Origin of the sequence: Promicromonospora kroppenstedtii, from assembly GCF_044389675.1 — a bacterium.
In the GTDB taxonomy this organism is placed as follows: Bacteria; Actinomycetota; Actinomycetes; order Actinomycetales; family Cellulomonadaceae; genus Promicromonospora; species Promicromonospora kroppenstedtii.
In genome coordinates this window covers 63,098-78,037 of sequence record NZ_JBIRYI010000022.1, presented here as the reverse complement: position 1 = coordinate 78,037, position 14,940 = coordinate 63,098, and the positions used below count along the sequence as shown (strand labels likewise).

8 protein-coding genes are annotated in these 14,940 nt (G+C 70.9%); 1 reads left to right on the top strand and 7 read right to left on the bottom strand.

The genetic code is table 11. The annotated features are described in order from the left end of the window. The first annotated feature begins 601 nt into the window (after positions 1-601). A complete protein-coding gene (locus tag ACH47X_RS25335; RefSeq protein ID WP_397407990.1) occupies positions 602-1,210 on the top strand; it encodes a GNAT family N-acetyltransferase in 609 nt (202 codons plus the stop codon). Positions 1,211-1,294: 84 nt separating this feature from the next. Here ACH47X_RS25335 and ACH47X_RS25330 read toward each other — a convergent pair whose 3' ends face one another. The 7 genes from ACH47X_RS25330 to ACH47X_RS25300 form a co-directional block, all read right to left on the bottom strand. Further along, positions 1,295-2,314, bottom strand: a complete 1,020-nt coding sequence (locus ACH47X_RS25330) for a sugar phosphate isomerase/epimerase family protein (RefSeq protein WP_397407988.1) — start codon at positions 2,312-2,314, stop codon at positions 1,295-1,297. Continuing rightward, positions 2,314-4,971, bottom strand: coding sequence for a PQQ-dependent sugar dehydrogenase (locus ACH47X_RS25325; protein WP_397407986.1), 2,658 nt, complete (start codon positions 4,969-4,971; stop codon positions 2,314-2,316). Before ACH47X_RS25325 ends, ACH47X_RS25330 begins: the two co-directional genes overlap by 1 nt. Before the next feature lie 166 nt (positions 4,972-5,137). Continuing rightward, positions 5,138-6,139, bottom strand: coding sequence for a sugar phosphate isomerase/epimerase family protein (locus tag ACH47X_RS25320; RefSeq protein WP_020017536.1), 1,002 nt, complete (start codon positions 6,137-6,139; stop codon positions 5,138-5,140). 58 nt (positions 6,140-6,197) lie between these two features. Then, positions 6,198-6,779: a hypothetical protein gene (locus ACH47X_RS25315; protein WP_397407984.1), complete on the bottom strand. Its 582-nt coding sequence runs from the start codon at positions 6,777-6,779 to the stop codon at positions 6,198-6,200. A 110-nt stretch (positions 6,780-6,889) separates the two neighbouring features. Beyond that, positions 6,890-12,481 carry a ThuA domain-containing protein gene (locus tag ACH47X_RS25310; RefSeq protein ID WP_397407982.1) on the bottom strand — a complete coding sequence of 1,864 codons (5,592 nt, stop codon included), beginning with the start codon at positions 12,479-12,481 and terminating at the stop codon, positions 6,890-6,892. Between the two features lie 147 nt (positions 12,482-12,628). Then, the gene (locus ACH47X_RS25305; protein ID WP_397407980.1) at positions 12,629-13,807 is read right to left on the bottom strand and encodes a Gfo/Idh/MocA family protein; all 1,179 of its coding nucleotides are present in this window, start codon (positions 13,805-13,807) and stop codon (positions 12,629-12,631) included. A 75-nt stretch (positions 13,808-13,882) separates the two neighbouring features. After that, entirely contained in the window at positions 13,883-14,935 is a 1,053-nt protein-coding gene (locus tag ACH47X_RS25300) for a substrate-binding domain-containing protein (RefSeq protein WP_036966215.1), read from the bottom strand. Between the last annotated feature and the right edge of the window lie 5 nt (positions 14,936-14,940).

Below are 14,940 nucleotides of genomic sequence, written 5' to 3'. Positions count from 1 at the left end.
ATGTGATGACGCGACCTGAAACAAGAGAGTCAAATGATTGGCATTGACTATCAAGCACACTGTTGAGTTCTCAAACAACCGACGCACACCGTCAGTTCGCGATCTTTTCGTTCGCATCCCTGTCCGGGGCAGTTCCTTAACCTTACCAGATTCTTTCGGCCGATCAAATTCGCTTCGGTTTCTGAGAACCGGAAGGAATTGCAACCTGCCTGCCGAAAATGGCGACCCTATCGACCGATTCCGGGGAACACAAAGTTCCTCGAATCCTGCGATGTGGGTTTCAGCCCCGGCGCGGCCACCTGGTCCCTTTCGGGCCCCGTGTCCGTCTGCCCGTCGGGCTGACCTGGAGAACATTACACACGATCCCGCGAACGCGCCAACTCAGCGGGAGTGGCCTGGCGCACATGACGTTTTCGCAGGTCAGGGCCTGTTTGAACGGGTCCTTGCGCAACGTGGGACAGTACTTGTGACCGGGGCCACGCCACATGACGCACAGGTTCCCCGGATGCGCACCCCGACGGAGGTTTGTTACCCCGTTCCGCGCCGGCTCTTCCGCTCTCCCACCCGGGGCACCCGTGGGAGGGCGTACTACGTTCGTGCCGTGACTCCTGAGTACTCACCCGCGCCGGACGCCGACAGCGGCGCCGCCCGACGCACCTCCATCGGCGTCGTGCGCCGGGCGACCGTCGACGACGCGGCCGAGGCCGCCTGGCTCGCCGCCCTCACCTTTCCCCTGGCCTGCCCGCCCGGCACCCCGGTGTCCGACATGGCCGTCCACATCGCGCACAAGCTGACCCCCGGGCACTTCCGCGAGTGGGCCATCAGCGCGGAGCACGCGCTGCTCGTGCACGACGACGGCACGCGCCTGCTCGGCTACGCGCTCCTCGTGCTGGGTACGCCCGGCAGCGCGGCGGAGACCGCCGCCGTCCGCGCCGCGAGCGGGCGCGAGGCTCCGTACGTCGAGCTGTCCAAGATCTACGTGCATCCCGACGTCCTCGGCGGCGGGGTGGCCGGCGCTCTCATGCGGGGAGCCGTCGAGGCCGCGGCCGGGCTCGGCCCGGGCCTCCCCCTCTGGCTCGGTACCAACGCGCGCAACGAGCGCGCCCAGGCGTTCTATCGCAAGAGCGGGTTCGAGGTGGTCGGCAGGCGCACCATGCGGGTGGGCGATCTGGACCACGACGACGTCGTGCTGCTGCGTACCGAGGCGTAGGCCTCCAGCAGCCCGGAGCAGAAAGGTGTGGCCGGCGCCCTCCGGCGTCGGCCACACCTCACCTACCTGGCTTTGCGCGCCGGATCAGCAGCGCTTGGCGCGCAGCGACCGGATCTCGACGTACGACCGCTCGGCGTTGCCGAACGAGTCGACCGGGAAGCCCGGCGCGGCCACCGAGGCGGCGTTGTCCTGCTCCCAGATGCCGTGCCGCCGGCCCGAGCCCGCGAGCGCCGACAGGAACTCGGTGTACGGCAGGTCGCCAGCCCCGAACTCCACGATGTCGTAGCCCCCGGTGTTCGCCGGGTTCGCGTCGCCGTCCTTGAGGTGCAGGAGCGGGTAGCGGTGCGGGTCGCGCTTGACGTAGTCCACCGGCTCGAAGCCCGGGTAGCGGTGCTGCCCCACGAACGCCCAGTAGACGTCCATCTCGAGGAAGACCTTCCTCGGGTCGGTGTTGTCGTAGAAGACGTCGTAGAGCCGCACGTCGGGGTTGTCGGTGGCGAAGCCGAACTCCCCGTCGTGGTTGTGCTGGTAGAACTTCAGGCCGCGGGCGGACGCCGCCGCGCCGAAGCCGTTGAACTGCTCGGCGGCGGCGAGGTAGCCGGCGACCGTGCGGTTGCTGGTGGGCGCCTGCGCGGTGCCCACGTGCTCCATGCCGAGGGTCTCGGCGATGTCGAGCTCCTGCTCCATGTTGTTGGCGAAGTCGGAGATCCCGCGGTGGGATCCCACGGCGCGCAGGCCGTTGTCGTCGAGCAGCTGCCGGATCTCCCGCGGGGTGATCGCCCCGACCTGGCCCTGCGTGTAGCCGGCGAACTCGACCTCGGCGTAGCCCATGTCGGCCAGCCGCTCGAAGACGGCGCGGAACCCGAGCGAGGAGACCTTGTCCCTGATCGAGTACAGCTGGATGCCGATGTGGCCCGCGGGCACGAGCACCCGGCCCCCGCCCTTGCCGGCGGCCGCGGCCCCGGTCGTCGCTGCCGGGGCGAGCGTCGCCGCGGCGGCGCTGCCCGCGAGACCGGCACCGGCCAGCGTTGCCGCACCCACGGCCACGGTGCCGCCGGCCAGCCTCAGAAAGTTCCTGCGGTTGACGTCAGTGCGTGATTCCATCACTGCTCTCCTTCGGTCCGAGCGGCCCCGGACGGGCCGGTCGAGTTCTGTGCGGCGGCGGTCGGGGGCGTACCCACGCCCTCGCCGACCATGGTGAGCGCGTCGAGGTCGAGGCCCCCGGTCGCGGTGATGTAGAGCGTCCCGGTGTCCGACCGGTCGCGGAACGACAGGTCGACGTCGCGCCACGCGCGCGCGTTCACGCTCGCCGTGGCGAACGGCTTGGCCTTGGGCGAGCCCCAGCGGAGCTCGATCTTGCCCTTGCCGCGCACGGTTGCCGTCGCACTGTCGATCCCGGCCAGGCTGACGCGTTCGAGGGCGACCGAGTCCTTCTTGGCCAGTCCGGTCACGTACGCGCCGGCCGACGCCGCCTCGTCCTGGACCACCTCGGCGCCGGTGAGCTCACCGTGCTCGGCCTGCTGCAGCTTCGGGTTCAGGCGCAGGGTGGCCTCGCCGGCGGCCGGCGGGAGGCCGTTGGCCCCGTTGTCGGTGTAGGTGATGACGACGGCACCGTAGAGGTGCGCGCCCGCGCCGTGCTCCGGGGAGTTGGGGTCGGTGGGGAACACACCGGTGCAGCCCGTGCCCGAGACCTCGGGGTGGGCGTGCTCGTCGTGGCCCAGGCCGTAGGACCAGGCGACCCGCTCGCAGACGGTCTCGGTGCCGTCCTCGGCGTCGTTCGTGGTCACCTCGAAGGCGACCTCGTCGCCCCAGTCGAAGAAGCCGCCGTCGGCCGGGAAGTCGACGGTGACCTCGGGCGCCTCGTTGCCGACGCTGATCGACGTCGAGGTGAGCGCACGCTTGCCGCTGCCGTCGGTGACCCGCAGACGCGCGGTGTAGACGCCGAGCTCGGTGTAGGTGTGGGTGACCTGCGGCCCGGTGAGGTCGAAGGTGCCGTCGCCGTCGATGTCCCACTCGTAGGTGAGCGCGTCGCCGTCCGGGTCGCTGGAGGCCGACGCGTCGAACGCGACCTCGACCGGCGCGGACGTGGACGACTCCGGCGTGGCCGTGAACTGCGCCTGCGGCGCCTTGTTGCCCTCGGCGTAGTCGATCCGGTAGAGCCCGGAGTCCGGGTTCTGCCGGAAGAACCCGTCGCCGTACTCCAGGACGTACAGCGAGCTGTCCGGGCCGAACTCCAGGTCGATCGGGTTGTCGTTGATGGGCATGCCCGCCGCGGTGAGCGCCGAGTTGGGGAAGAAGTCCTCGATCTCCCCCACCTCGAAGGTGGACCAGTCCACGCTGAACGCGGCGAGGTAGTCCTGCGAGAACTCGCCGAAGAACGCCTTGCCGTCCCAGTACTCAGGGAGCTTGCCGGGCGCCGTGCTGTCGGCGTCGTAGTGGTAGACCGGGCCGCCCATCGGGGCCTGGCCGCTGCCGGAGCCGAAGGAGACGAGCTCGTCGCGCGGCTGCTGGCCCGGCTGGTCGCCGTAGTACAGGGTGGCCGCGCGCGACGGGGGCAGGTCGGTCAGGCCCGTGTTCCAGCGCGAGTTGTTGACGGGTGCCGCGCAGTCGAAGAACTCGCGCGGGGTGGCGGTCTCGAAGTTCCACTCGTTGTAGGCGGCGTTCGGCCCGTGGCAGTACGGCCAGCCCGCGTTGTGCGGGTCGTCGAGGCCCACGGCGTTCCACTCCACGTAGCCCATGGGGCCGCGGTCCGCGTTCGCCGCACCGGCGTCGGGCCCGTAGTCGCCCCAGGTCAGGGAGTTGGTCTCCGGGTCGACCTCGATACGGAACGGGTTGCGCACGCCCATCACGAAGATCTCGGGACGCGTGTTCTCGGTGCCCGGGGCGAACAGGTTGCCCGCGGGGACGTCGTAGGTGCTGCCCTCCCCCGGTGGCGTGCCGGCCGGGATCTCGTCCTTGACGTCGATCCGCAGGATCTTGCCCCGCAGGTCGTTCGTGTTGCCCGCCCCTCGTCGCGAGTCGAAGCCAGGGTTCATGTTCGGGGCGTCGTTGTTCGGGGCGTAGCCGTTGGCGCCCGGCGTACCCGCCGGGGTGTTGTCGCCGGTGGACAGGTAGAGGTTGCCCTCGCCGTCGAAGTCGATGTCGGCGCCGACGTGGCAGCACTGGCCGCGCTGCACCTCGATGTCGAGGATCGGCTGCTCCGAGTCGAGGTCGAGCGCGTCGCCGGTCCAGGTGTACCTGGCCAGGCGGTTCACGCCCACCCACTGGTCCCAGTAGCTCTCGTCCTCGCCCGCGGGCAGCGTGTTGGGCGCGTTGCCCGCCGGGGTGTCCGCCGCGCCGTCGCCGTCGGCGTCCCGCGGCGCGTACACGAGGTAGACCTCGTTGCTCTCCTCGAAGTCCGGCGCCAGGGCGATGCCCTGCAGGCCGTCCTCGGAGTTGGCGTAGACGTCCAGGGTGTTGACGACCTTGGTGACGCCGGTCGCGGGGTCGGTCACGCGCACCTCACCGTTGCGCGCCGTGTGCAGCACCCGGAGATCGGGCAGGACCGCCATGTCGATCGGCTCACCGACGTCCTTGGTGAGCAGGATCTTCTCGTAGTTGGCCCAGTCGGTGTCGGCCGCCGCGGCGGCCTCGCCGTCGTGCCCGGGGTGGGCGGACGCCGCCGGCATGGCGACCAGCGCCGTACCGACCAGGGCGGCCGCCGCGAGCGCCGCGAGTGTTCTCTTTCGGCGCGCGTGAGCGCGCGTCTCGATACTCTTCATTCGTGATGCAGCTCCTCGTCGAGTTGGTCACGCGGACCGGGCCTCGTTCGCATCCCATTCGTCCGGGGCCCGGTCTTCATGCGGGTCCGGTGCCGTACGGCGGCACCGGGGTGGTGCGGGTAGCTCTGCCTACCTCCCTGTCAGCGCGCCGGCGGGCGCGCGGGGTTCAGCGGGTCGAGAACGCGGCGTCGAACGCGGAGTCCGGCGCGTCGTACGCGTGGGAGCGCACGAACTGGAGGGCTTCCGGCGCGCCCACGAGGCGGTCCATGCCGGCGTCCTCCCACTCCACGGAGATGGGGCCGTCGTAGCCGATGGTGTTGAGCATGCGGAAGGCGTCCTCCCACGGGACGTCGCCGTGCCCGGTGGAGACGAAGTCCCAGCCGCGGCGCGGGTCCGCCCACGGCAGGTGGGACGACAGGCGGCCGTTGCGGCCGTTCGTCATCCGCTTCTTCGTGTCCTTGCAGTCCACGTGGTAGATCCGGTCCTTGAAGTCCCAGAGGAAGCTGACCGGGTCGAGGTCCTGCCAGACCATGTGGCTGGGGTCCCAGTTCAGCCCGAAGGCCTCACGGTGGCCGATCGCCTCGAGGGTCCGGACGGTGGTCCAGTAGTCGTAGGCGATCTCGCTGGGGTGCACCTCGTGGGCGAACTTGACCCCCACCTCGTCGAAGACGTCGAGGATGGGGTTCCAGCGGTCGGCGAAGTCCTGGTAGCCGGCCTCGATCGCGGCGTCGGAGACGGGCGGGAACATCGCCACGTACTTCCAGATCGCGGAGCCGGTGAACCCGATGACGGTCTTGACGCCGAGCTTCGCGGCCAGCCGGGCGGTGTTCTTCATCTCCTCGGCGGCACGCTGCCGTACGCCCTCCGGGTCGCCGTCGCCCCAGACCCGGTCGGAGACGATGTCGCGGTGCCGCTGGTCGATCGGATCGTCGCAGACGGCCTGGCCCTTGAGGTGGTTGGAGATCGCCCACACCTTGAGGCCGTGCCGCTCCAGCAGCTCGAGACGGCCGGCGACGTACTCGTCGTCGTCCCAGCGCCACGGGTCCAGGTGGTCGCCCCAGCAGGCGAGCTCGAGCCCGTCGTAACCCCATTCGGACGCGAGGCGTGCCACCTCCTCGAGCGGTAGATCGGCCCACTGGCCGGTGAACAGGGTGATCGGTCGTGCCATTTTCTTTCCTCCTGTGCGTGACGATCCGGCGTCGCCGGTCGTGCCCATCGGTCTTCGGTCAGCTCGCCCGCCTCCGCAGGACGACGACGGCCGTCACCCCTCCGGCGACGGCGAGCGCCACCAGCGCCCAAGCGGTCCATCCGGGCGGGCCGCCCGTCGACGTCGGCCCGTCGCCCGCCGAGGTGCCACCGATGGCGTCGGCCTCGACGGTGCTTCCCCCAGCCGCCGGAGCGGACGAGGCTGGTTCGGACGGTGGGGCGGCGGGCGGGGGAACCACGTCGATCTCGGCCTCGACCTTCGCCTTCTTCGGCTCCTTCACCCGCGCGGTCACCGTCCAGTGCCCCTCGTCGAGCAGCGCGGGCTCCGACCGGTACCAGCCGACGCCCTCCGATGCGGAGGTGAGCGTGACGGGGCCGACCTTGTCGCCGGCGTCCGAGACCGCCTGCACGATCACGACGGCCGACTCCTCGACGGGATGGTGGTCGCCCGCCCAGGTCAGCGCCACGGAGACACCGCCTGCGCCGTCCGTACCGAGCTCGATGTCGATCTTGCCGCCGTGCGCGGCGGCCGGAGCCATGGCAGGCACGGCGAGCCCGAGCGCCAGCAGGAACGCCGCGCCGAGGCGGGTGAGCTGTTTCAAGATCGTTCCTCTCCGAATCACAGGGGCCCCGGTGTCACCAGCTGTGCCGCTGACCTCGGGCCGGGGTGTGCCGGGGCGTGCACCGGTAGCCGGTGCACGCCCCAGGTCCGTCAGTCGCACCTCTCTTCGACGGTCACGATGACGTATGCCTTGCCGGACGGGCTGAGCACCCAGTCCCCGACCGGCGTCAGCTTCGTGTCCTTGTTGGGCGTGGCGATCACCCGGTAGTCACCCGGGGCGAGGTCGCCCAGGTCGCGCGGCTTGCCGTCCGCCTCACCGTCGACCCAGTTGTGGACGACGTAGCTGCGGACGCCCGGGAGCGTGACCGGGGCGATCGATCCCCCGGCGTCGCACGTGGCCGCCTTCACCACGACGGCGGGCGTGCTCGGGTCCGGGCACTCGGGCTCCTCGAGGGTCACGAAGAGCACGGCGAGGCCGTTGGCGTTGACCTTCCAGCCGTCCTCGGCCACCAGGACGTACCCGTCGGCCGGCCGGGCCGCGACCCGGTACCTCCCGGGAGCCAGGTCGTCCAGGTCGGTCACGGCGTCACCGGCGGCGCCGTCGACCCATTCGCGCACCACGTAGGACCGCACCCCCTCCACGTCGACGGTGGACAGCGCGCCGCCGGTCACGACCTCGTTCCCGGACCGGTCGTAGGAGCACGTCGGCTGGACGACCTCGACCCTCGGCGTCGCCTCGCTGACCGCCGGCTCGACGATGGTGAACTCGAGGGTCTCGCCGACCACCGTCTCGCCGTCAGCGGACGCCCGCACCTGGACGGTGTGGGCACCGGGCGTCGAGACCTCGACCGGCGCCGTGTACTCGGTCCAGCCGCCGTCGTCGACGTTGACCTCCCGGTACACCGTGGCGCCGTCCGGCCCGCCCGTGGTGTCCACCGTGACCGTGACCGGCCCGAGCCACTGCCCGTCCGGGCCGTCCGGTTCACCCGGGGACAGCGCACCGGTCACCTCGAGCGGCTCGGCCGCGGCCACCACCCGGAAGTGGTCGAACGACGCCGTGGCGGCGGACTGCTGGGAGGCGCCCAGGGCGTACAGCCCCACCCGGGCATCCTGCAGCCCGTCATGGGTCACGGGGTCGGCGAGCGCCGTCCAGTCCTCACCGTCCGCGCTGTACGCGCCGGTGAACGTCGACCCCTGCTTCGACAGCCGCAGGTGCCACACGGCGGACGTCAGCTCGTTCACGTTCGGCTGCGGGTCCTGCACCACGGAGTCGACCTCGCTGCGCAGCTCGATGCGCTGTGCGACGGCGGCGCCCGCCGCGTTGTCGGTCACGAGGTCGAGCTTGACGTAGTTGTCGTCGTCCCCGTACACGATGAGGCCGCCCTGCTGGTACTGCTGGTCGAAGTCCGACCCGTCCACCAGGGTCTCGACCGTCCAGTCGTCGTCCGGCAGGTCCTGCAGCACGATGTTCGGCGTGCCGGTGTTGCTGCCGGTGTAGATGTCCGTGGCGGTCGTGTCGATCTCCAGCGCGCCGCCAGTCACGCGGTGACCCGCCGGGTCCTCGCGCACGATGTCCCAGCGGCAGTCGTCGAGCCCGTCGCCGTCGAACTCGTCGTCCGGGCCAGGGATCTCGGCCGTGTCGTCCGGGGTGATGTGGAACCAGTCGAACTCGGCGTCCACGACGTCGGCGGCCGAACCCGAGCCCGCGAGGGCGAAGAGCCCGATCCGTGGGTCGTCGATGCCGGCGAGCGACTTGGTCTGCGGCATGGCCGTGAAGGTCACACCGTCCGCCGAGTACGACGCCGTCAGGTCCTCGCCGTCGCTGCTGGCCAGGCGGACGTACACGGTGTCCGGGTACGCCGCCCCGAGAGCCGCGGTGTTGGAGTCCCCGACCTCGTTCGGCGCGCCGGCCTCCTCCCGGACGTACTGGAAGATGCGCGTGGCCGGGTCGGCGGGTGCCGAGCGTCCCTGGATGACCATCTTCGCGTAGTTGTCCGCGTCACCGTAGATCAGCAGACCTGCCTGCTGGTACTGGGCATGCGCCGGAATCGTGACCTTCGCCGTCGCGGTGAACGGGCCGTCCGGCAGGTCCTGCAGGACGAGGTTCGGCACGGTCACGTTGTTCGTCCCGTAGAAGTCCGAGACGCTCGCCGGGATCGTCAGGTTCCCGCCGGCGACCCGCAGGTCCTGGTTGCGGTCCTGCACCGTCCAGCGGTCGGGGTCGAGGTCGTCCCCGAGGAAGTCGTCCGACCGGCCCGACAGGCACAGGTCCGGCTCCGGGGCGACCCCGGAGACCTCGACCATGGCGTACTCGACGGCGTAGGCGCCGCCCTCGTCGGTGACGCGCACCTGGAGCCGGTAGGTGCCCGGCGCCTCGTAGGTGTGCTCGAACGACCGGGTGCCGTCGACGAACCCGTCACCGAGGCCCGCGTCCCAGGCGTAGGTCAGCTCGCCCGACCCGTCCGGGTCGGTGGCCTCGGCGGACGCGGTCACGGTCAGCGGGGCGTCGCCCGCGACCGGGTCGACCGTGAGCTCGACCTCGGGCCGCTCGTTGTCCGTGACGCCTCGGCCGTCGATCTCCATCCAGTTGGCGTTGATCCCGCCGGAGAGCAGGACGAAGTGCAGCGAGCCGGAGCCCGACGGCACGTTCGTGAGCTCCGCGCGGACATCCGTGTACTGCTGCCAGCCGCCGGTGCCGGGCACGGTGATGCGGCCGATCTCCGGACCGTCCGGGGCGTCCCAGCGCAGCGACACCTCGCCTCCACCGCCCGCCGAGGCAGCACGCAGCGAGATCGCGTCGACGTTCGCCAGGCTCACCGGCTCGTGCGCCCAGTAGTCGCCGGGCTCGATGAACCCGATGTTCTGCCCGCCCCCCGCGGTGTCGCCCGTCTCCTCGACCTGGACGCCGGGGTCGCCGGCGCCGTCACCGATGCCGTCGACGCGTCCCGTCTCCGTGAAGAACTCCGACTGGACCAGCTTGGGCTGCAGCACCTGGAGGTCGGTCGCCGTCAGCGGTGCACCGGCCGCGCCGCCGTCGTCCGTGTAGAACCCCTCGATCACCCAGAAAATGTTCGACTCGATGCCGTGCCCCTCGTCACGAGCGGTCTGGATGACGCCCGAGCAGCCGCTCAGCTCCTCGAACGGGTGGGCGTGGGAGTCGTGCCCGAGCGACGTGAACAGCGAGACGTCCGCGCAGTCGACCTCGCCGTCGGGGTCGTCGACCTCGATCTCGTAGCGCACCTGGTCGCCCCACTCGAAGAAGCCGCCGTTCTCCGGGAACGTGATCGACACCTCCGGCGCGATGTTGCCGACCACGATCGTCACGTTCGCGACACCGGTCTGACCGGCGGCGTCCGTGGCGACGAGCTGGGCCGTGTAGCGGCCGTTCTCGGTGTAGGTGTGGGTCGGGTTCGCCTCGGTGCTCGGCTCCGAGCCGTCACCGAAGGTCCACTGCAGGGTGAGCGGCTCCCCGGCGGGGTGGCGCGTGCCCTCCGAGGAGAACTGGACGGTCAGCGGCGCCAGGCCGTCGGTCACGTCCGCCGACGCGCGGGCGATCGGTGCCGGGTCACCCTCCACGTAGTCGACGCGGTACACGCCCGACGTGTCGTTGTTACCGCCGAAGCCCGAGCCCCAGTCCACCACGTACAGGGAACCGTCGGGCCCGAAGTCGAAGTCCATGGGCCGGTCGAACCCGGCGCTCGGGTCGAAGACGCCCGGCAGGACACGGTTGATGTCCACCAGGTCGTCCCGCTGCTCTCCCGCGAGCTGGAAGGAGTACATCCGCCCCTGGTTCCACTCGCCGAACAGCGCCTTGCCGTCCCAGTAGGCCGGCCACTTGGTGTCGGACTCCAGCTCCGGGTCGTAGGAGTAGACCGGGCCGCCCATGGGCGCCCCGCCACCGCCGATCTCCGGGAACAGCGGGTTGGTCCCGTAGCCGTACCAGACCTCGGCCTCCACGGCCGGCGGCAGCTGGTCGATCCCGGTGTTGTTCGGCGAGTCGTTCACCGGGCCGCCCGCGCAGTCGTACGCCGCGCCGGACTGCCCCGTGGCGAAGTCGTAGGCGCGGTAGGCGTTGTTGGCGCCCGTGCAGTACGGCCAGCCGTAGAACCCGGGCTCGCTCACGACGTTCCACTCGACCGTCCCGGCAGGACCGCGGTCGGCGTTCGCCGAGCCGGCGTCCGGGCCGTAGTCGGCCACGAGCACGTTGTCGTTCGCCGGGTCGACGCCGATCCGGAAGGGGTTGCGGAAGCCCATCGCGTAGATCTCGGGCAGCGTGTCCGCCGTGCCCGGCGCGAACATGTTGCCCTCGGGGATCGTGTAGGAGCCGTCGTCCTGCGGTGTGATCCGCAGGACCTTGCCGCGCAGGTCGTTGCTGTTGGCCGACGTGCGCTGGGAGTCGTAGTTCGCCCGCCCGGAACGCTCGTCCAGCGGGGCGTACCCCTGGGACTCGAACGGGTTCGTGTTGTCGCCGGTGGCCACGTAGAGGTTGCCGTCGCCGTCGAAGACCATGTCACCGCCCGCGTGGCAGCAGGTCTGGCGCTGCGTGGGGATGATCAGCACCGTCTCCTCGGAGGCCTGGTCGATCGTGCCGGACGCGGCGTCGTAGTCGAAGCGGGAGACGCGGTTGTGCGGTCCGTCGTCGCCCACGTCCTGCGGCGACCAGAACAGGTAGACCCACCCGTTGGTCGCGAAGTCCGGGTCGAGCACGACACCCGTCAGCCCGTCCTCGTTGGACTGGGTGACCGGCAGGGTCATCGCGGTGCTCGTGGTGTTCGACTCCGGGTCGATCACCTGGACGCGGCCGTCCCGCTCGACGTAGAAGACGGTGCCGTCGGGGGCCACGTCCAGCATCATCGGGTTGGCGGTGTCCTCGTCGAGCGGCACCATCTCGTAGCTGTCGCTCTGCGTCGCGTTGCAGTCCGAGTCGACGACTCCCGCCGCCGTCTGCAGGCCCCCGAGCAGGTGTTCGAGGAACTCGGGCTCGCTGTACGAGGCGTCCGTGTGGCCGCCGCCCGTGTACCAGGACCGGCCGCCGTCGTAGGCCTGGCACCAGGCGATCGGGTGCTCGGCCCCCATCGCGCCCGTGCCCGCGTCGTAGCTCGACTCGTCCAGCGAGGCCAGGACATGGACCTCGTCGCGCGGGTTCGTGCGGAAGTTGTACCACTCGTCGTGCCGGTCCCAGCGGTCCGGCAGATGCGCGGTGGACTCGTGCGCGTGGTCCTCGACCTTGACGGTGGCGTCCTGGTTCTGCGGGTGCGAGCTGAAGTAGGCACCCACGAGGTCGCCGTACCACGGCCAGTCGTACTCGGTGTCGGACGCCGCGTGGATACCCGCGTACCCGCCGCCGCCCTGGATGTAGCGCTCGAACGCGGCCTGCTGCTGCTCGTCCAGGACGTCGCCCGTGGTGGACAGGAAGACGACCACCTCGTAGTCGGCGAGCCCTTCGTCGCTGAAGACGCTCGCGTCCTCGGTGGCCGTGACCGTGAAGTCGTTCGCCGCGCCGAGCTGGGTGATCGCCTCGATGCCCGCGGGGATCGAGCCGTGCCGGAACCCGGCCGTCCGGGAGAACACGAGGGCGTCGAAGGGTTCGGCCGCCGCCTCGGCGGCTGTGGTGACGGCCGTCGTCGAGGTGCTGGTCCCGACCGGTGCGCCGGGAGATGCGAAGGACGGGGTGGCGGCCGCCACCAGGGCTGGGACACCGAGCGCGGTCACGGCCGTCGCCGCGACCACAGACCGCAGCACGCGGCGGGTTCGTAGCACTTTTCTCACCTGGAGCTCCTCATTGAGTCGGGTCAGTACCAGTGCATTGCGGTAGTGCTCTCCCCCGGCCCGCGGTGGACCGGCCCGAGCGCATCGCTCAGGCCGGTCCTCGTGCTGGTCCGGGTCGGTTCAGACGAGGGACACCCACCCCCCGCCGCCGGCGGCGCTGCGCTCGACGGCGTCCAGCACCCGCTGGACGCGCAGCCCGTCGGCGAACGACGGCGTCGGCTGGCGGCCCGCGGCCAGGTCCCCCATCAGGTCCACGACCTGGTGCGTGAACGCGTGCTCGTAGCCCAGCCCGTGCCCGGGCGGCCACCAGGCCGCGACGTACGGGTGCTCCGGCTCGGTGACGACGATCCGGCGGAAGCCCGCGACCGCCGACTCGTCCGTCGCGTCGTAGTAGTGCAGCAGGTTCATGTCCTCGAAGTCGAAGGCCAGCGAACCCTTGGAACCGTTGACCTCCAGCCGGATCGCGTTCTTGCGGCCCCAGGCGAACCGCGTCGCCTCGAAGGTCGCCAGCCCCCCGCCCGACAGACGTCCGAGGAAGACCGCGGCGTCGTCCACCGTGACCTGGCCGGTGCGGCCGGCGTCGGCCACCGCGAACAGGCCTGACGACGACACGGCCTCCGGACGCTCGTGGACGAAGGTCTCGAGCAGGCCGCTCACCCCGGTGAGCGACTCGCCCGTGACGAACTGCGCCATGTCGACCACGTGCGCGCCGATGTCGCCCAGTGCGCCCGAGCCCGCCTTCTGCTTGTCGAGGCGCCACGACATCGGCGCCTGCGGGTCCGCCAACCAGTCCTGGAGGTACTGCGCGCGCACGTGCCGCACCTGGCCGATGCGCCCCTCCTGGACGAGCTGCCGGGCCAGCGCCACGGCGGGCACGCGACGGTAGGTGAACCCCACCATCGCGCGTACGCCGTGCTCCGCCGCGGCCTCGGCGGCGGCGGTCATCACCTCCGCCTCGGCCACGGTGTTCGCCAGCGGCTTCTCGCACAGGACGTGCTTGCCCGCCTCCAGGGCGGCGACAGCGATCTCCACGTGCGTGTCGCCCGGCGTACAGACGTCGACCAGCCCGACGTCGTCCCGGGTCAGCAGGTCCTGCCACCCGACGACGGCGTCGTCCCAGCCCAGCCGGTCGGCAGCCGCACGAACCGCGGCCCCGTCCCGACCCGCGACCGCGCGCATGCGCGGCACGATCGGCAGGTCGAAGAACCGCGGCGCCGTGCGCCAGGCCTGCGAGTGCGCCGCCCCCATGAACGCGTAGCCGACCATGCCGACCCCGAGCTCGCTCGTTCCCGTACTCATACCGCGCCTCCCCCCACTGTGGTCTCACCGCCGTGTTGCACGCCCGAGCGGGCGTCGTCCCGATGCGTCACAGCGTCAGGAGTCGAAGCCGATGGGCAGGTACTCCTCGACGTTGTCCGCCGTGACGACGGGCGCGAAGAGCTGCACGGTGCGCGGGACGCCGATCGAGGCGAGGTCGCTCACGTTCTTGTTCTGGGCGATCAGGCGGGCGAACTTGACGCCGTCCGCGGCCTGCGTGGAGGGGTAGATGACCGTCGCCTTGACGACGCTCTCCGGGTCCTGGATCTCCTCCATCATGTTGTTGGAGCCCGCACCGCCGACCAGGAAGAACTCGTCGCGGCCCGCGTTCTCGATGGCGGCCAGGACGCCGATGCCCTGGTCGTCGTCGTGGTTCCAGATGGCGTCGATCTTGGGCTCGGCGGACAGCAGGTTCGCCGTCTGCTCCTCGCCGGACTCGACCGTGAACTCGGCCGCGACGCGCGCGTCGACGTCGAGCCCGCAGTCGTCGAGGGCGTCCGCGAAGCCCTTGCTGCGGTCCTGGGTGAGCGGCAGCGAGTCGATGCCGGCGATCTCGGCGACCACGGCGTCCGGGTTGTCGCCGAGCTGCTCGCAGACGTAGGTGCCGGCGCTCACGCCCATGCCGTAGTTGTCGCCGAGCACGGTGGCGCGGGCGGCGAACGGGCTGCTGAACTCGCGGTCCACGTTGATGACGGGGATGCCGGCCTCCATGGCCTCCAGCGCCACGTCGGTCAGCGCGGCGCCGTCGAACGGCAGGAGCACGATCGCGTCGACGCCCTGGTCGATGAAGCCCTCGATCTGGCTGATCTGCACGTTGACGTCGTTGGTGCCCTCGGCGACCTGGAGGTCGACGTCCTCGTACTTCTCCGCCTCGGCCTTGGCGGCGCTGGTGATGGCGCCCATCCAGCCGTGGTCGGCGGCAGGGGCGGAGAACCCGATGACGACCTCGTCGCCGGGCTCGTCGTTCTCGGTCACCGTGACGGGACCGGTGGCGGTCTCCTCGCTCTCGCGGGGCTCGTTGCTGGTGCAGCCGGCGACGACGAGCGCCGCGCAGGCCGCGGCGACGACGGCGCCGGAGACCCGGCGCGTGCGAACAATGGACGAGGTCATCGTGA

Bases quoted from the DNA above. Each gene is read 5' to 3' on its own strand.
- ACH47X_RS25305 (WP_397407980.1), bottom strand. From the start codon at position 13,807: ATGAGTACGGGAACGAGCGAGCTCGGGGTCGGCATGGTCGGCTACGCG.
- ACH47X_RS25325 (WP_397407986.1), bottom strand. From the start codon at position 4,971: ATGAAGAGTATCGAGACGCGCGCTCACGCGCGCCGAAAGAGAACACTC.
- ACH47X_RS25330 (WP_397407988.1), bottom strand. From the start codon at position 2,314: ATGGAATCACGCACTGACGTCAACCGCAGGAACTTTCTGAGGCTGGCC.
- ACH47X_RS25300 (WP_036966215.1), bottom strand. From the start codon at position 14,935: ATGACCTCGTCCATTGTTCGCACGCGCCGGGTCTCCGGCGCCGTCGTC.
- ACH47X_RS25320 (WP_020017536.1), bottom strand. From the start codon at position 6,139: ATGGCACGACCGATCACCCTGTTCACCGGCCAGTGGGCCGATCTACCG.